The 15,882-nt window shown below is 70.2% G+C and carries 21 protein-coding genes and 1 tRNA gene; 14 read left to right on the top strand and 8 right to left on the bottom strand.

Translation table 11 applies throughout. From position 1 onward, the window contains the following. Positions 1-174 precede the first annotated feature (174 nt). Both EV187_RS08000 and EV187_RS08005 read left to right on the top strand, forming a co-directional pair. On the top strand, positions 175-1,143 hold the full coding sequence (locus EV187_RS08000) for an NAD(P)-dependent alcohol dehydrogenase (RefSeq protein ID WP_130352549.1): 969 nt from the start codon (positions 175-177) through the stop codon (positions 1,141-1,143). A 96-nt stretch (positions 1,144-1,239) separates the two neighbouring features. Further along, positions 1,240-1,728: a DUF6326 family protein gene (locus tag EV187_RS08005; RefSeq protein ID WP_130352550.1), complete on the top strand. Its 489-nt coding sequence runs from the start codon at positions 1,240-1,242 to the stop codon at positions 1,726-1,728. Positions 1,729-1,857: 129 nt separating this feature from the next. On the opposite strand, the gene EV187_RS08010 is transcribed toward EV187_RS08005, so the two are convergent. After that, positions 1,858-2,289 carry a nuclear transport factor 2 family protein gene (locus EV187_RS08010; RefSeq protein ID WP_130352551.1) on the bottom strand — a complete coding sequence of 144 codons (432 nt, stop codon included), beginning with the start codon at positions 2,287-2,289 and terminating at the stop codon, positions 1,858-1,860. A gap of 237 nt (positions 2,290-2,526) precedes the next feature. Between EV187_RS08010 and EV187_RS08015 the strand changes: the two genes are divergently transcribed. Further along, positions 2,527-2,868, top strand: coding sequence for a hypothetical protein (locus tag EV187_RS08015; protein ID WP_130352552.1), 342 nt, complete (start codon positions 2,527-2,529; stop codon positions 2,866-2,868). A gap of 192 nt (positions 2,869-3,060) precedes the next feature. Here the strand turns inward: EV187_RS08015 and EV187_RS08020 are convergent, their stop codons facing one another. From EV187_RS08020 to EV187_RS08040, 5 genes are all read right to left on the bottom strand, one after another. Beyond that, positions 3,061-3,516: a hypothetical protein gene (locus EV187_RS08020; protein ID WP_130352553.1), complete on the bottom strand. Its 456-nt coding sequence runs from the start codon at positions 3,514-3,516 to the stop codon at positions 3,061-3,063. A 142-nt stretch (positions 3,517-3,658) separates the two neighbouring features. Beyond that, positions 3,659-4,033, bottom strand: coding sequence for an SdpI family protein (locus tag EV187_RS08025; RefSeq protein ID WP_130352554.1), 375 nt, complete (start codon positions 4,031-4,033; stop codon positions 3,659-3,661). A gap of 117 nt (positions 4,034-4,150) precedes the next feature. Next, positions 4,151-4,232: transfer RNA gene (locus EV187_RS08030), tRNA-Leu, on the bottom strand. Positions 4,233-4,331: 99 nt separating this feature from the next. Further along, positions 4,332-5,252, bottom strand: coding sequence for a permease prefix domain 1-containing protein (locus EV187_RS08035; protein ID WP_130352555.1), 921 nt, complete (start codon positions 5,250-5,252; stop codon positions 4,332-4,334). After that, positions 5,249-5,629, bottom strand: a complete 381-nt coding sequence (locus tag EV187_RS08040) for a PadR family transcriptional regulator (RefSeq protein ID WP_130352556.1) — start codon at positions 5,627-5,629, stop codon at positions 5,249-5,251. The genes EV187_RS08035 and EV187_RS08040 overlap by 4 nt, the downstream gene beginning before the upstream one ends. A 445-nt stretch (positions 5,630-6,074) precedes the next feature. Between EV187_RS08040 and EV187_RS08045 the strand changes: the two genes are divergently transcribed. The 7 genes from EV187_RS08045 (at position 6,075) to EV187_RS08070 (ending at position 10,688) form a co-directional block, all read left to right on the top strand. Then, positions 6,075-7,307, top strand: a complete 1,233-nt coding sequence (locus EV187_RS08045; protein WP_207221785.1) for a TadA family conjugal transfer-associated ATPase — start codon at positions 6,075-6,077, stop codon at positions 7,305-7,307. After that, positions 7,304-8,167: a type II secretion system F family protein gene (locus EV187_RS08050; RefSeq protein WP_130352558.1), complete on the top strand. Its 864-nt coding sequence runs from the start codon at positions 7,304-7,306 to the stop codon at positions 8,165-8,167. Before EV187_RS08045 ends, EV187_RS08050 begins: the two co-directional genes overlap by 4 nt. Continuing rightward, a complete protein-coding gene (locus EV187_RS08055; protein WP_130352559.1) occupies positions 8,155-9,102 on the top strand; it encodes a type II secretion system F family protein in 948 nt (315 codons plus the stop codon). The genes EV187_RS08050 and EV187_RS08055 overlap by 13 nt, the downstream gene beginning before the upstream one ends. 63 nt (positions 9,103-9,165) lie before the next feature. Further along, entirely contained in the window at positions 9,166-9,345 is a 180-nt protein-coding gene (locus tag EV187_RS18705) for a hypothetical protein (RefSeq protein ID WP_242609500.1), read from the top strand. Positions 9,346-9,377: 32 nt separating this feature from the next. Then, positions 9,378-9,767, top strand: a complete 390-nt coding sequence (locus EV187_RS18710) for a TadE/TadG family type IV pilus assembly protein (protein ID WP_278039441.1) — start codon at positions 9,378-9,380, stop codon at positions 9,765-9,767. A gap of 31 nt (positions 9,768-9,798) precedes the next feature. Next, positions 9,799-10,242: a hypothetical protein gene (locus EV187_RS08065; protein WP_130352560.1), complete on the top strand. Its 444-nt coding sequence runs from the start codon at positions 9,799-9,801 to the stop codon at positions 10,240-10,242. Next, entirely contained in the window at positions 10,239-10,688 is a 450-nt protein-coding gene (locus EV187_RS08070; RefSeq protein WP_130352561.1) for a pilus assembly protein TadG-related protein, read from the top strand. The genes EV187_RS08065 and EV187_RS08070 overlap by 4 nt, the downstream gene beginning before the upstream one ends. A 27-nt stretch (positions 10,689-10,715) precedes the next feature. Here EV187_RS08070 and EV187_RS08075 read toward each other — a convergent pair whose 3' ends face one another. After that, complete coding sequence (locus EV187_RS08075; protein WP_130352562.1) at positions 10,716-11,426, bottom strand: hypothetical protein; 711 nt, start codon at positions 11,424-11,426, stop codon at positions 10,716-10,718. A 174-nt stretch (positions 11,427-11,600) separates the two neighbouring features. On the opposite strand from EV187_RS08075, the gene EV187_RS08080 reads away from it, so the two are divergent. The 4 genes from EV187_RS08080 to EV187_RS08095 all read left to right on the top strand — a co-directional run bounded on the left by EV187_RS08080 (position 11,601) and on the right by EV187_RS08095 (position 14,578). Then, positions 11,601-11,999, top strand: coding sequence for a PPOX class F420-dependent oxidoreductase (locus tag EV187_RS08080; protein ID WP_130352563.1), 399 nt, complete (start codon positions 11,601-11,603; stop codon positions 11,997-11,999). After that, the gene (locus EV187_RS08085) at positions 11,996-12,274 is read left to right on the top strand and encodes a hypothetical protein (RefSeq protein ID WP_130352564.1); all 279 of its coding nucleotides are present in this window, start codon (positions 11,996-11,998) and stop codon (positions 12,272-12,274) included. Before EV187_RS08080 ends, EV187_RS08085 begins: the two co-directional genes overlap by 4 nt. 117 nt (positions 12,275-12,391) lie before the next feature. Continuing rightward, positions 12,392-13,531: a hypothetical protein gene (locus EV187_RS08090; protein ID WP_130352565.1), complete on the top strand. Its 1,140-nt coding sequence runs from the start codon at positions 12,392-12,394 to the stop codon at positions 13,529-13,531. Between the two features lie 45 nt (positions 13,532-13,576). Next, entirely contained in the window at positions 13,577-14,578 is a 1,002-nt protein-coding gene (locus EV187_RS08095; protein WP_130352566.1) for an ATP synthase subunit B family protein, read from the top strand. Positions 14,579-14,600: 22 nt separating this feature from the next. Here EV187_RS08095 and EV187_RS08100 read toward each other — a convergent pair whose 3' ends face one another. Continuing rightward, positions 14,601-15,881, bottom strand: coding sequence for an MFS transporter (locus EV187_RS08100; protein ID WP_130352567.1), 1,281 nt, complete (start codon positions 15,879-15,881; stop codon positions 14,601-14,603). Position 15,882 lies beyond the last annotated feature (1 nt).

The following is a 15,882-nucleotide window of genomic DNA, read 5'->3' on the forward strand; positions in this document are numbered from 1 at the left end:
ATTCGACCGCTTGACAATCGTACAGCGTACGGGCAATAGTACGGTGTACGCGTACAGTGTACGAACCGGCGAGAGTCGCAGCTCGGACGTGAGGAGTCTTCCGTGGGAATCGAACAGCGATCGAATGCGGAAAAGCGCTTGGTGCCGGGCGCGAGTCGGGCCGGGGCGGCGACCATGCGGGCCGCCGTCCAGCACCGCTACGGCCCGCCCTCGGCGCTCGAGTCGTCCGAGGTCGCGATCCCGTTGCCCGGTCGGGGCGATGTGCTCGTCCAGGTGGGCGCGGCCTCGGTACATCCGGGCGACTACTTCGTCATGACCGGGAAGCCGTACGTGGTGCGCCTGGTGTTCGGGCTCCGCCGGCCGCGCCACGGCATCCCTGGCAGGGATCTCGCCGGCGTGGTGGCAGCGGTCGGGACGGATGTCACCGCTCTCCGCCCCGGCGACGAGGTGTTCGGGTGGAGTACCGCAGGAACCCTCGCGGAGTACGCCTGCGTCCCCGCGGACAACCTCGTGTCCGTGCCCGCCGACCTGTCGGTCATGGACGCGGCGGCGGTGCCCACCTCGGCCATGACGGCGTTGCAGGCATTGCGCGAGATCGCGAACGTTCGACCGGGCCAGAGGGTGCTGGTCACGGGCGCGTCGGGCGGCGTGGGCTCCTTCGCCGTACAGATCGCCAAGGCGTTCGGCGCCGAGGTGACGGGTGTGTGCAGCACCCGCAACGTCGACTTGGTCCGCTCCCTCGGTGCCGACCACGTCGTCGACTACACAAGGACCGACTTCACCCGCACCGAGAAGCGCTACGACGTCATCCTCGACAACGTGGAAGCCCAGCCCCTTGCGGCTGTCCGCCGAGTGCTGACACCCACCGGCACCCTGATCCCCAACAGCGGACGCGGCGGCCGCTGGATCGGCCCCATCGGTCGGATCGTCACAGCGCGAGTGCTGTCCGGGTTCACACGTCAGCACCTGAAGCCCTTCACGTCGCTCGGGAAGCGTCAGGACCTGCTCACGCTGGCAGACCTGCTCACGACCGGGCAGGTCACGCCCGTCATCGACCGCACCTACCCCCTCGACGAAGCATCCGGCGCCCTCCGCTACGTCGCGGCCGGCCACACCCGAGGGAAGGTCGTGATCACCGTCTGACGACCGGACCGACGAGAACGACTCAACCCGTGCGTATGCACGCCCAGACCTGTCGCCACTCCGGCGGAGGGACCGCTCCTCTCGAAAGAAGAACCGATGACCAACCGAACGAACACCCCGAACCTGCTCGACAACCCGCCGGTCCCCGTGCAGGTCAAGATCGCCGCCGCGTGGACCAGCTTCATGTTCCTCTACATCTACGTCGACGTCTTCAACTTCTACAAGCCCGGCGTCGTCGACGGCATCCTGAATGGCCTCATCTGGACCTTCGACATCAGCTCGACGTTGTTGACCATCTTCCTCGTCTCCGTGTCGATCCCCGCCCTGATGGTGGTGCTCTCCATGACGCTGCCCGCCCGGGTGAATCGCGCCACGAACCTCGTCGTTGGATCGCTCCTCATCCCCTACTCGATGTTCAACGCGGCAGGGGCGACCTGGGAGTGGGCCTTCTTCTACGGCATCTCCATCGGAATCGAGGTGCTGCTCCTGGCCTTCATCCTGCGCTCCGCCTGGACCTGGCCTCGAACCCCCGCCGTCCCAGCCGGTCCCGCGACGACCGACGTTCGACAGGAGGCATCCGTGTAAGTCCTACCGCGTGGAGCCCGCCGCCGCGGACACCGGACCGACAGTGGCCAGCTCAGTCGCGGTATGCGCAGAGAACCTGCTCGCAGTCGGTCCGGTGTCTGCGCGGGGGCTCACTGGCGGCAGACCAGCTCAGTTTCCGCCCATGACGTGCTCGGGTAGGTCATGCTGGCGCTTGGGTCGCGGTCCTTTCGCTGCCCACGGCTGGCGCCATTGTGGCGCCGGAAAGGAGTCGGCGAAGTAGAGCGTTTCACGCGCTACTTTGTCGCCTCGAAACTCCAGGATCTTGACGTAGTGCAGCGGTTCGCCCCCGTCATAGCTGAGCAGCCCCTCCGCAACCCAGAGGTCGCCCGAGCCTCTGATCTCCTGCGGCTGAAAATCGAGCTTCGCCGGGTAGCGTTCTCGCCAGCCCTGCTGATTGATCTTGCCCTGGAACCACTCGTCGGATTGAGGGAATTCGAGGACGACGTCGTCATGGTAGAGCTCCGACGCCTTGGACTCGTTGGGTCCCCCGGTATACGTCCACTGTTGCAGAAGCAGTTCGCGGACTTGTTCGTACTCCATTGCTCGGCCCTTCCAGGGTGCGACCGTGTTGTTCCCGACCTTCGGGCATCTGCACGACGGTGTCCATTCACGTTCGTGAACCCGCTCGTGTGTATGACCGTGACGCTGGGGTAGACGTTGCAGCAACCCCGCGACGTCGATCACCCGCGTTTCGATTACGGGTCCTTCTGCGGACGATCCCTCAACGCGACCCACTTGCAGATCGTGACGCCCTGCTCGTAGAGGTAGCCTCACCCCATGAGCGAGATGCCGTCCGAGCGACGTGTTATCCGTCTGTTCCCGGATTACTCGCGGGACTGGCCGCTGTGGGAGAACTCGACGCCTACCTGGGATGTGGGCTACACGACGACGCCCGCGATGTACGGGCTGTCCGAGGATCTGACGACATCGATCGCGGCGTGGAACGAGTTCTGGGAAGCGCATTTCGACGACGCAGATGGATGGGACAGCGTCGAGGCCCGCGACCAATGGGGCGCCGCCGGGGAAGAGATCGCTCGGCGTCTGAGCGACGAAGTCGCGAACTTCGCCGACGTGAAGTACGAACCGTGGCCCCTACGCGGCCCCATCCGGCGGGCCTAAATGCTCGTCGACGATCCCTCAGTAAGCCTCTGCGATCGTTGCGCGCGCGCTTCGCGCATGAGACCGTCGGGCGTGGACTCTTTCATAGTGTGGAACACCCTGCTCTTCGGAGGTGCTGCAGTCGCAGCGGCAGGCGTCGTGACTCTGGCCATGTGGATCAGAAGCCGCAAGCACCAGTCCTAACGGGATCCGTCAACGCTGCGCTATCGAGCCGCTTCCATTGGAAGCGTCCGCCGCGACCCTATGACGTGTGCCTCGGAATATGAACGCGGCATTAGTGGCGCCGAGGACGGAGAACGCCCCGGCGTGCCACGTGAAGCTCGAGTGGGCGTTGGTGAGGGTGAGGAGGACGATCTGGAGCGCCATCGCGGTGCTGGCGAAGACGACCCCGACGACGAGCGCCCGAAAGCGCGCGGCGCTCTGGCCCGCGAAGAAGGCCGGCACGGAGCTGATCGCAGCATAGACAGCACAGAGCGCGGCGCTGCCGAGTGCGATGAAGACGGCGAAGAAGAAGTCCTGAATCATCACCATCCAGGCGATGGAGATGCAGGCACCGAGGAGCGAGCCCCATGCCGCGTTCCTTGCGGCGAACCAGCCGATCAAGCCAGGAACTGCGGACTCTCTCGGCGGGCGAAGCGGCTCGGTCACGGGTTCATTGTGCCTGATAGGTGGTGCAGCCGACCCCGCCGCACATCCGCTGAGTCGTCGCGCACCATGGCACTCTTCGCCTTCGCGTGGCCGTGCCCGGTCACGGGTCCTTCTGCGGACGCGCGCGGCTGTTTGACGCGCTCTAATCGCGCCCACTGCCGGCCGCCGCGAGGGCCGATCCCTCTGCGCCGATCTTGAAGATCAGGACCGCCGCGGCGCCCGTCGCTGCGCCCGCGATCGTCAACCACCAGCCGAGCCCGTCTTCAGCTCCCGCTATGAGACTTGCGCCTGCAAGCACGGACGCCAGCAGAGCAACGACGCCCGCGCGGAGAATCCATGGCGCGGCGGCCTTGTGCGCGGGTTCCCAGACGTGCCCGTTGCGGCGCGTCACACTCGTCGCGACTCCGAGCCACCGGTTCGGGTAGAACCGACCTGCGCGTATGCGAACGTACATCAAGAAGCAGCAGGCGGCGCTCAAGCCGAACCCCGCGCACATCACGAACGCAAACCGCTCCACCAGGAAATCCTAGATCCCCGCGCGGCCCTGACCGGTCTCGGTTGCGGTAATCCGCCTGCCCTCAGCGGCATTGCCCATTCGCCTGGAACGTCGCGGAAGGAATCGCATCGGCGTACGTGCGGAAGGAGGGACTTGAACCCTCACGCCCGAAGGCACAGGAACCTAAATCCTGCGTGTCTGCCGATTCCACCACTCCCGCGAGTGCCCGATCAGTCTAGGCGCTGGCCCGAACGCCAGACGGGCGCGCCGTCCGAGGGAGACGGCGCGCCCGTGGCATCCGCGAGCTCTCGGATGCGGCTCAGCCCTTGCTGCGCGCGTCGGCGCCGAAGAGCATGCGCGCGAGCACGATGAGCATCACGACGAATCCGCCGACGAGCGCGACGGGCGCCCACAGCCAGCCGACCGTGAAGCCGAGCACGATGGCGACCACGAACGCGACGGTCCAGGTCGCCGCGGTGTAGATGCCGAAGCGCGCGGCCGAGGCCGGGTCCTCCTCGAAGCGGTTGCCGGTGCGCATGGCACGCTGCTGCTCGACCATCCACGGCTTGTGCCGGTTCGTCTGCGTCGCGCCGAGGTAGCTGAGCACGCCGATCGCGGCGATCACGAGCAGGGCGCCGAGGATGATCCACGCGAGGTCGAGCCGCACGATGACGACCCCCGTGAACGCCAGCCCGGCGAGCAGCACCCCGGTCGAGGCGCCGAATGCGACGGCGCGGCCGGTGGGCAGCGGATGATTCGTGGTGGTCTCCTGGCGCAGCGCATCGGCCGTGACGACGCCGAGCCCGGCGCCGAACACGGCGCTGAGCCCGATCAGCACGCCGGTGCCGAACGAAAGCACGCCGACGAGGCCGAGCACGAGCAGCACGAGCGCCACCGCGGCGACGATCGAGATGAGCACCGTGCGCACGACGAAGCCGGGCTTCGGTCGCACCTGGTTGCGCAGCGCCGCTGCGGAGGCGGACTCGGGCCGGGCGGGCGAGGCTGCGGCGGCCTCACCGTCGACGAGGGCGCGGATGTCGCCGAGCTCGGCGATCGCCCGGCGCGCGGCATCCGACGGTTCGACACCGGATGCCTCGAGCTCGGCGACGCGGAAGAGGAGGTTGTCGCGGATCTCCTCTTTGAGGTCCTGCGTTTCAGGAGTGAGCTCGACCCCCGCGAATGCCTCGTCGAGGAGCCGGTGGATGTCGGTGCTGCGTCGGATGGGATCGGTGGCGTTCATGCCCGGGTGCCTTTCGTGTGTGCCGGCACGGCGGTGCCCAGCAGGTCGTCGATGATGCCGCGGGTCGCGACCCAGGTCGCGACGTTGGAACGGAACGCGGCGCGGCCCGCGTCGGTGATGCGGTAGTACTTGCGGCGGCCGCCCTGCGACTCGTCGCCCCAGTACGCCTCGGCGAGTCCGTCGCGCACGAGCCGGCGGTAGCTCGCGTAGAGCGTCGCCTCCTTGATCTCGTAGGCGCCGCCGGTGGCCTCTCGGATCGACTTGTAGATCTCGAAGCCGTAGCTGTCGTGGCGTCGGAGCACGCCGAGCACGATCGTGTCGGTGTGGCCGCGGAGCAGGTCGGCGGTGAACGCTTCGTCTGCGGTGTCCTGGATCATGCCCAGTACTGTATCAGATCAACTACTAAATGTGAACAACACGTCGGCAGACCAAGACCACCGGACGAACGGACGCTCACCGCCGAGGTGTTGGGGCGAGCGTGAACCCGCCTAGAACGGCTTCCTGCCGAACCGGCCCTGCGACCCGTCGACCTGTTGTTGAGCCGCCCGGACCTCATCGGCGGAACCGGCGTCCAACGAGTCGACCTTCGAACTCCCGCGGTGGGTCCGATTCCAGACGGCCACTCCGATCGCCGACAACACGATCGCCGCACCGATCACGATCCACGTCACAGGGTCCATGGGGCGAACGGTACGCCCGCAGCGCACGTGCATCAATCACTGGAGGGACAGATGAGACAGCACGGGGTGGCGTCACGGGTCGCGTGATGCCGCTGTGGATAAGTTCGCGCCGCGGCATCCGTGCCCCTCCAATATGGAGCCCATGACGGACCCCGTGCGCACGATCGCCGACCGCGTGCGCACCCGTGTCCTGCGCGACGGGGTCGACCTCGCGGCCGACGGCACGGCGGCGGCGCGCTACGCGCACGAGGAGATCCGGCGCTACAGCGAACGGGCCCTGGCCGGCGCCCACGCCCAGCTCGGCGACGAGGCCTCGGCCGCCCGCGAGGTGCTCGCCTCGATCACCGGTTACGGGCCGCTGCAGCCCTACTTCGACGACCCCACGGTCGAGGAGATCTGGATCAACGGGCCGTTGCGAGTGTTCGTGGCGCGCGACGGCGTCGCCGAGCTCACGACCGTCGTGCTCTCCGACCGCGAGGTGCGCGAGCTCGTCGAGCGGATGCTGCAGCACTCGGGTCGTCGCGTCGACCTCTCGTCGCCCTTCGTCGACGCATCCCTTCCCGACGGCTCGCGACTGCACGTGGCCATCCCCGATGTGACCCGGGCGCACTGGGCCGTCAACATCCGCAAGTTCCACCGAGGCATCCGGTCGCTCGGCCAGCTCGTCGAGCTCGATTCGATCACGCGCCAGGCGGCCGAGTTCCTGCGCATGAGCGTGCTCGCGGGTGCCAACATCCTCGTGTCCGGAGCGACGCACACGGGCAAGACGACGATGCTCAACGCCCTCATGTCGGGTGCGCGCGTCGACGACCGCGTCGTGACCGTCGAGGAGACGTTCGAGCTCGACCTCGACGTGCGCGACCTCGTCTCGATGCAGTGCCGCCAGCCGAGCCTCGAGGGCACGGGCGAGATCACCCTGCGCCGCCTCATCAAGGAGGCGCTGCGCATGCGGCCCGACCGGCTCGTCGTCGGCGAGGTCCGCGAGGCCGAGAGCCTCGACCTGCTGATCGCGCTGAACTCGGGGCTTCCGGGCATGTGCACGATCCACGCGAACTCCGCTCGCGACGCACTCGTGAAGCTCTGCACGCTTCCCCTCCTCGCAGGGCGCAACATCGACTCGGCCTTCGTCGTGCCGACCGTCGCGAGCTGTATCGACCTCGTCGTGCACCTCGGCATCGATCGCGACGGCGCGCGCCGCGTGGTCGAGATCGTCGCGCCGACCGGTTCGACCACGGATGCCGCCGTCGAGGCCGAGACGCTCTTCGCGCGCCTGGGCGGCGACCTGGTCGCGACCGGCGCTCGTCCGCCGCGCACCGCCAAGTTCCTCGCTGCCGGACTCGATCCCGAGGTCGTGCTCGCCGGGGAGGCGGCGTGAGCCTGATCCTCGGAGGTCTCCTCGGACTCGGCCTGCTCCTGACGGTATCGCCGCTCACGTGGCCGGCCCGCGCCGACGGGCTGAGCGCTGCGCCGCCACCGTTCCGAGGCGTCCGCGACGCGCTCGCCATGGCGGGCCTCGGCGGGGTGCCGCTGCCGATGGTCGCGGTGGTCTGCGCCGTGCTCGCGATCGTCGCCGGAGCGACGGCCCAGGCGGTCCTCCAGATCCCGGTGATCACCGTCGTCGGCGCCGTGCTCGGGGGAGCGGTCGTGCCGCTCGTCGTGCACGCCCGCGCGACCCGCCGCCGCCAGGCGAACCGTGCGGTCTGGCCCGACGTCGTCGACCACCTCGTGGCGTCCGTTCGGGCGGGGATGTCACTCCCCGACAGCGTCGCGGCGCTGGCGGAGCTCGGGCCCGCGCCGACGCGCAGCGCCTTCGGATCGTTCGCGGCCGACTACGGTCGCGACGGTAACTTCTCGGCCTGCCTCGATCGACTCAAGGGCGCACTCGCCGACCCGGTGGCCGATCGCATCCTGGAGACCCTGCGGATGGCGCGAGAAGTCGGCGGGAGCGACGTCACCGCCGTGCTGCGCGGACTCGCGGGCTACCTCAGGGAGGACGCGGCGCTGCGAGCCGAGGTCGTCTCCCGTCAATCGTGGATCCGCAACGCTGCTCGGCTCGGTGTCGCAGCGCCGTGGCTGCTGCTGCTCGTGCTCTCGTCTCGACCTGAGACGCTCGTCGCCTATGACTCGACAGCGGGTTCGGTGCTCGTCCTCGTCGGCGTCGTGGTGACGACCGTCGCGTATCGCGCCATGATCGCGCTCGGTCGACTCCCCGAGGAGCGTCGATGGCTTCGCTGAATGCGATTGCGCCGATCGGGATCGTGCTCGGCGTGGTCCTTGGCCTCGGCCTGTGGCTGATCGCGTCGGCCGTTCCGCGCGTGGGACGGCCGAGGCTCGTCGAGCGCGTCGCGCCGTACGTCGCCGACCTCTCCGCCGAGGCTCGCGCGATGCTCGTGCGCCGTCCATCGGATCCGGCTCCGGTGCTCGGCCTCGTCATGAACCCGATCGTGTCTCGGTTCCGCTCGGGTGCGGCCCGCTGGTTCGGCGGCAACGACGTCATCGCGAGGCGACTGCGTCAGGCCGGGTCCACGGCCACGGTCGAACGCTTCCGTGGCGAGCAGCTCGCGTGGTCGGCTGCCGGGTTCGTGCTGGGTGCGGCGCTCTCACTCGCCGCTCCCGCCTTCACCGCGATGCCGTCAGTGCTGCGCCTGGCCCTCCCGATCGTCGCGGCGGCGTTCGGCGCCGTGGTGCGCGACTGGTTGCTGCAACGGGCCGCTCGACGACGACTCGCACGGATCTCCGACGAGCTGCCCACGGTGCTGGAGTTCCTGACCCTCAGCCTCACAGCGGGCGAAGGCATGCTCGACGCGATCCGGCGGGTCGCCCGCACCGGTTCCGGCGAGCTTCCGACCGAGTTGTCTCGCGTCGTGACCGCCGTCGGCACCGGGGTTCCGCTCACCGCGGCCCTCGTCGACCTGCGCGACGGCCTCGACCATCCGGCGCTCTCGCGCGCGCTCGACCAGGTGCTGGGTGCCCTCGAACGCGGTGCGCCGCTCGCGGCGGTGCTCCGGTCGCAAGCGGGCGACGCGCGCGAGCAGGCGAAGCGCACGATCATCGAGCTCGCCGGCCGCAAGGAGATCGCCATGCTCGTGCCGCTCATCTTCCTCATCCTTCCCGTCACCATCGCATTCGCCCTCTTCCCGGGCTACCTGGTGCTGCAGGCGGGCTTCTGATGGCCGGCCGGGCGATGGGGAGAGGTCGAGGAACCGACGGGTGCACGAACGAAGGGAACGAACATGCGAGAGCGGTTGACGGAGCGGATGACGGAGCAGTTGCGGGACGAACGGGGCGACGTGCCCGGCTGGGTGCTCATCACCCTGATGACAGCGGGGTTGGTGATCGTCATCTGGGGACTCGCGGGGCCGGCGCTGAGCGGCGTCTTCGACCAGGCGATCGGTCGCGTGCTCGGGTTCTGACCGCCGCCGTTCGCAATCGCGGCGGCGGCCGGCTGCGCGAGGTCGTCGCCGACGAGCGCGGCTCGGCGGTCGCGGAGTTCACGATGGTCGGCGTGCTGCTCACTGTCCTCGCCCTCGCGGTCGTCCAGCTCGCGCTGGCCCTGCACGTGCGCAACACCCTCCTCGATGCGGCGGCCGAGGGAGCCAGGTACGCGGCGCTCGCCGGCTCGTCGGGGCCTGCCGGCGTGAACCGCGCGAAGGAGCTGATCTCCGCGGCGGTGTCGGCCGACTACGCGCGCGATGTCTCGGCGGGCACGACCTCCATCGCGGGTGTTCCCGCCGTCGAGGTCACCGTTCGCGCGACGCTGCCCGTGGTCGGCCTGCTCGGACTGGAGCGCGGATTGGAGGTCTCCGGGCATGCGGCCCTCGAGATCGTCGAGTGAGCGCAGCGATGGCCGACCGCGCGACTCTCCGGTGGCGACCGGGCTCACCGCGGATCGAGGATCGGCGTCGCTCGAGTTCCTCACCGTCGGCGTCATCCTGCTCGTGCCGCTGGTCTACCTCGTCGTCGCCGTCTCCGTGATCCAGGCCGCCGCGCTCGGCGTCGAGGGAGCCGCCCGCCAGGCCGCCCGCGTCGCCGTGCTCGCCGCCGATCGCGAGGCATCGGATGTCGCGGTGGATCGCGCGGTCCGCGTGACCTTGGGCGACTACGGGATCGACCCGGCGGCGGCATCCGTCTCGATCTCCTGCGATCGACGCGACTGCCTCGAGCCCGGCGGGCGCGTGAGCGTCTCGGTGCTCGCCCGAGTCGAGCTGCCGCTCGTGCCCGACCTCCTCGCCCTCGAGACGATGGGCAGCGTGCCGATCACGGCGACGGCCACCCAGACGGTGTCTCGCTTCGCCTCGGGTTCGCCGTGAACGGCGTGACCGGCTCGCATCCCGATCGCGGCGAGACCGGGTCGACGCTGCTCCTCACGATCTTCTACTGCTTCCTCGGACTCTCGATCGTGCTCGTGGTCGTGTCCGCGACGACCCTGTACCTCGAGCGCAAGCGGCTGTTCACCCTCGCGGACGGCGCCGCAGTGGCGGCCGCCGAGGCGTGGAGCCTCGAGAGGGTGCGCCTCGACGGCGATGGCCTGGCGATCGAACTCGACTCCGCCGAGGTGCGCGACTCCGCTGCCGAGTACCTCGCCGTGGTGGCGACCGATCTCGACGACGTCGAGCTCGTGGCGGCGACATCCGTGGATGGACGCACCGCCACGGTCACCCTGCGATCCACCTGGGAGGCGCCGCTGCACACCGACCTCGTGCCGCTCGAGGTGCCGATCGAGGTGACGGTCACCGCCCGGTCGGTGTTCCATTGAACACGCGCCGGAGCTCGCACCGGCGCCTCAGTGGATCCAGGCCGCCGGGGTCACGTTCGAGCCGAGGCGATGCAGGAGCTCGGTCTTGCGCCGGATGGTCTCCTCGTCGGTGGGCAGGTCCCAGATGAACACGTGCTCGGAGGCGGAGTACCACAGCGTCCTCGCCGAGGTGACGACCTCGACCGAGTCCTGCTTGACCCCGAACAGGTCGGCCCCCGTCTGCAGGGCCGAGCGCACGATCGTTCCGAGCGAGCCGCCGTCCTCGGTCGCGAGCATGTGGCCGACGTGATGTGCGCGAAGCCCCCGCGCCTTCAGGCGTCGAAGCGGTCGCGGGTCGCTGCCGTGCACGTTCGGCCAGCACACCTTGCAGCTCCGCACACCCGACAGCCCGCGCGCGGACTGCCGGGTCACGAGCGCCGGCACGCTGAGTCGGTGCCCGGGGTTCATCGTGAGGCGACGGCGGTGGTGCTCGGTCCACTGGGAGTGTCGATCGAGGAACGGCTCGAGGGCCGGGCACTCCAGCCGGTGCAGCGTGCGCTCGCGCGGTGACTCCATGTGGGTCACGGCGTACTCCGCGCCCTCGCCGAACGCCGTGCGCATGGCCGCGAGCTCGTCGGCGATGATCCGGTCGACGAGTCCGTCGACCTCGCCGGGGTGCAGTACCGGTTGGAGTATGCCGGTCTGGGAATGGCTGGGCGCGGATGCTTCGTCAGCACGCGCAGGCTCCGTCCGTGTCATCCGTCGACTCCGTTCTGTGGTGCTGGAACAACCGTGCCCCCACGGCCGAATGTAGTGGACGGGCGCGGGCATGGGCCGCCGGCACGAACGCGACACGCACGCGCATCCGTCACATCACCCCCGGAATGGGCACGACGGATGCCGCGGGGTGCACGCGTGCGCTTGACTGGAGGCATGACCGCCGACCTCAGCGACCACTTCGCCCGCATCCTCGCCGCACCCGTCTTCGGCCACCTCGCCACCGTGCGCCACCACGGCAGCGTGCAGGTGAACCCGATGTGGTTCGAGTACGACGGCGATGCCGGCGTCATCCGCTTCACCCACACGACGAAGCGCGCGAAATACCGCAACCTGCAGCGCAACCCGCACATGACCCTCGAGGCGCTCGATCCCGAGAATCCGCTCCGGTACGTGGAGGTGCGCGGACGGCTCGTCGAGACGGTGCCCGACCCCGAGGGCGCCTTCTACGTGCACCTCGCCAAGCGCTACGGCGAGGCCGACCCGCAGGCGCCCGCCGACAAGGCCGATCGGGTCATCCTGGTGATGCAGGTCGAGAAGATGGCCGGACGATGAGCGCGGGTCGCGCCGACGAGCGAGCGGGACAGCGGCGCATCTCGCTGTACGCGCTCATCGGGCTCGCCCTCTCGGTGGGGTCGTTCCTGCTGCCGGCGGTGCCGGCGCTGGTCACGGCCGCCGGCGGGATCATCCTCGGGGTGCTCGGCCGCAGGCAGTTCAAGCGCGACCCGCTGACCGGGCCGGGATGGGTGTCTCTCGCGGCGATCATCGTGGGCGGGTTCGTGTTCCTCAGCCAGGCCGTGCTGCTGGCGACGTTCTATTTCTCTGGTTGAGACTGGCGCTCGCCCGGGCCTGAGCACCGTGCTGCGCCGAATGAGCAATGCCTACCCATGTGCGGTCACGGTCGGCCGGGCATCCTCGGAGGATCAGCACTCCGTGGAAGGGTTCCCATGCTCGCCGTCCTCTCAGCCATCGCGTTCGGCGTCGCCGCCGGCGGCGTCGTCGGCGCGATCGTCACCGGCGATCCGCGCTACACCGTGCTCTGGAGCATCGCGTTCGCGGTGGGGTCGCTCGCGGGCACCTTCGCCGGGATCGGCGCGTACACCCGCGGCGTGCGCGGCGCGGCATCCGGCGGGCCCCTGCACACCGGTGAGCTCGCACTGGCCCGCGTCGAGACCATCCGCCGCACCGGCTTCTCGGTGAACGACCAGCCCCAGTGCGAGCTCGTGCTCACGGTCGCGCCGCGTCATCGTGCCGCCTACACGACCGTGCATCGCCAGATCGTCGACATCGTCGCGCTCGCCCAGCTGCAACCGGGCTCGATCATCGTCGTGCGGCGGCCGGATGCCTCGAAGGCGAACGTGCTGCTCGAGTTCGCGCCGCCCGAGGACTGGGCGCGCGAGCGCGACGCCGAGCGCCTGCGCACCGGTGGGGAGCGCACGGTGCCGCTCGCCTCGCAGACCACCGCCTGGGCATCGGAGCCGCAGACGCTCGCCGGCACGCCCAAGGCACCGGGGCGTCCGTGGCGGCGGCCGCTCCTCGCGGCCGTGACCGTCGCCGCCGCGGCCATCGTGCTCGTTCCCGCCTACGACTCCATCGGTCGCACGGCGCGCGCATGGGCGTCGGGGGACCCTGCTGCGGCGGGCGTCGTGCTGGGCGACCGGCACGAGGAGATCGTGCACGCCCTCGCGGAGGAGACCGGCGGCACGCGGTTCGTGCGCATCGCGTTCTACGACGAGTACGCGCTCGCCGCAGCCCCGTCGGCGCCGGGCGCGCTCACGATCGACGGGTACCAGTTCCGCTACGACCGCACCGAGCGACAGGGGCCCGAGCTGATCCAGCCGCAGGACCCGGCCGCGGCCCTGTTCGACGCCGACGAGGTGGACTTCTCGACGGTGCCCGACCTCATCGCGGCAGCCGAGGAGCAGACCGGCATCACCGACCCCGACTCGGTGATCGTCATCGTCGAGCGCGCCACTGTCGCGGATGCCTCCGGCGCACGGCCGGTGCGCATGATGGTGCTCCTCGACTCCGCGTACGACGACGCCACCGTCGTGTTCGACGCCGCGAGCGGCGACCCGCTGCCCTGACCGGAGCACGAGACACGCACCACCCGGGCGGGCCATGATGGACGCATGGCGACCGACGCGCTCACCACCGCGGCCGACGAGCTCTACGCCCTGGTGCCCGACGAGTTCACGGCCGCGCGCAACACCCGCGCCAAGGAGGCCAAGGCCGACAATCGCGAGCTCGGCCGGCGCATCGGCGAGTTCCGCAAGCCGTCGCCTTCGGCGTGGATCGTGAACGTGCTCGTGCGCGAGCACCCCGATGCGGTCGACGAGCTGCTCGACCTCGGCGCCGACCTGCGCGACGCCCAGGCCGCGAGCGACGGCAAGGCGCTCACCGCCATCGGGTCCGAGCGCCGCAAGCTCGTGTCGGGCCTGCTGAAGCAGGCGACGGGCATCGCGGATGCCGCCGACCGCTCGCCCTCGCGGGCCGTGCTCGACGAGGTCGAGCAGACGCTCATCGCCGGGACCGTCGACGAGGCGGCGGGTGAGGCGCTGCGCACCGGACGCCTCGTGCGCAGCCTGCAGGCCGTGGGCTTCGAGGACGTCGACCTCGACGGGGCCGTGGCGGGCGAGGCATCCGCGAGCCGGCCTGCGAAGAAGGGGGCGTCACCCTCGAGCCGAGCGCGGGCCGTCGGCACGGCCGATATGGGAGCGAAAGGCGGCAAGGGCGGTAAGCCCGGCAAAGGCGGGAAGGCCGGTGCGAAGGCGGGGAAGGGCGAGAGCGACGACGCGGATGCCGCCGCCGAGCGCGAGGCCGCGGCAGCCAAGGCTGAGGAGCGCCGTCGCGCCGAGGCCGACGTGCGCGAGGCGAAGGATCGCGCCGAGCAGGCGCAGCGCGCGCTCGACGAGGCGCAGGACCTGCTGGCGGCCGCGGAATGGAACGCCGACGAGCTGCGCGACGAACGCCACGACCTCGAGGCCCGCCTGAAGGAGCTGCGCTCCGAGATCGCCGACGCGGAGCGCGACGAGCGCGAGGCCGAGCGCGTGCGCGCGAAGGCCGCCACCGCCGTCGACCGCGCACGCGACGACGTCGAGGCCGCCGAGGGAGCGCTCGAGCAGCTCGACTGACCGGTCGTCGCCGGCGGCGAGGTCAGGTGCTGCGTGGGCGGTGTGGGCGGCGCGGCACGTACCGCGGCACGTACCGCCACAGGATCACCGCACCGGCGAAGCCGAGCACGCCCATCGTCGCGCTCGCCGCCATGATCGACACCGCCGACGTTACCGCGGCGAGGATCAGCGGCGCCGCCGCGCCGCCCGCGTCGCCGATCGTGCGGAACGCGGCGAGGAACGGCGCCGGGTTGGCCTTCGGTGCGAGGTCGGCTCCGAGCGTGAGGATGACGCCGCTCGACAGCCCGTTCGCGATGCCGAACAGGAGTGCCACGCCCGTGAACCACGCCTCGGCACCCGGCAGGTCGTGCGTCAGCGCGAGCACGAGGAACCCGACGCCGAGGCCGACGAGCCCGGGGATCGCGCTCCAGAGGCGGCCGAACCGGTCCATCACCTGCCCGCTCACGTAGAAGAGCGCGAAGTCGATGGTCGCCGACACGCCGATCACGAGCGCGGCGGTCTCGGGCGGCATCCCGATCGACACCGCCCAGAGGGGCAGGATCACGGTGCGGCTCGCCCGCACGGCCGCGAGCAGCCCGACGCCGCTGCCGATGCGCAGCAGCACGGCGCGGTACGTCACGATGGCCCGGAACACGCCGTGCGACGCGGCATCCGCTTCGGCCTCGCCGGCCGTGAGCCCGGCGTCGGCGACGGATGCCTCGCGCACGAGCCGCGCGGCACCGAACACCCGCTCGGGGTCGGGCAGCACCAGCAGCACCGCGACCACGGCGAAGCACGCCACGACGAGCACCCACAGCACGACCTCCGTCGAGCCCGTCCAGGCGATGAGCGCCGCCGCGACGAACGGGCCGACCGCCCACCCGCCGCGGAACACGCCCGCCAGCGTCGACAGGGCTCGCGCCCGCACCGCCTCGGGCACGTAGCTCGTGAGGAACGCGTGCCGCGCGAGCCCGAACACCGCCGTCGCCAGTCCCACCAGGAACATGCCGACGCCGAGGGCCAGCTCAGTGGGGGAGGCGAGGGCGATGAGCACGCCGATCACGGCGAGCATCGACGCGCCGATCATGGCGTTGCGCTCGCCGATGCGCGCCACCAGCCAGCCGGCGGGCAGGTCCCCGCAGAGCTCGCCGACCATGATCATCGCCGCGACGAGGCCCGCGATCGCGAGCGAGGCGCCGCGCTCGGTGGCCACGACCGGGATGACCGGGAGGATCGCGCCCTCGCCGATCGAGAACAGCAGCGTCGGAAGATAGGCCGGGAGGATGATCGAGCGCCACGAGAACGGATGGGTTGCGTCGGTCATC

Origin of the sequence: Agromyces ramosus, assembly GCF_004216665.1 — a bacterium.
Lineage (GTDB): Bacteria > Actinomycetota > Actinomycetes > Actinomycetales > Microbacteriaceae > Agromyces > Agromyces ramosus.